The organism is Serratia sp. 506_PEND (assembly GCF_001076875.1).
Classification (GTDB): domain Bacteria; phylum Pseudomonadota; class Gammaproteobacteria; order Enterobacterales; family Enterobacteriaceae; genus Serratia; species Serratia marcescens.
The window spans coordinates 1-204 of sequence record NZ_JVEL01000104.1; the positions used below are offsets into that span (position 1 = coordinate 1).

At 56.4% G+C, this 204-nt stretch carries 1 protein-coding gene; it reads right to left on the reverse strand.

Annotated elements, in window-relative coordinates; translation table 11 throughout:
• Positions 1-204, reverse strand: a 204-nt coding sequence (gene tssD, locus ADK28_RS03045) for a type VI secretion system tube protein TssD (protein WP_048794847.1), incomplete at both ends; no start/stop codon positions are given.

Genomic DNA, 204 nt, shown 5'->3' on the forward strand with positions numbered 1-204 from the left:
AGTTGAGCTTCACTTCCGGCAGCATTTCACCGGATGCCAGCGCGTTGTACATCAGCGGAACGGCCTTGTTCAGCGCGACGGTGAATTTCAGCGGTTTGTGCACACGTTGGCCCGATGGCTGACCGGACTGCGGATCGGTCGGAACGGTCACGTTATGCTTCACTTCCTGTACCAGCATTTCGTCCTTGTGGCCTTCCACATAGA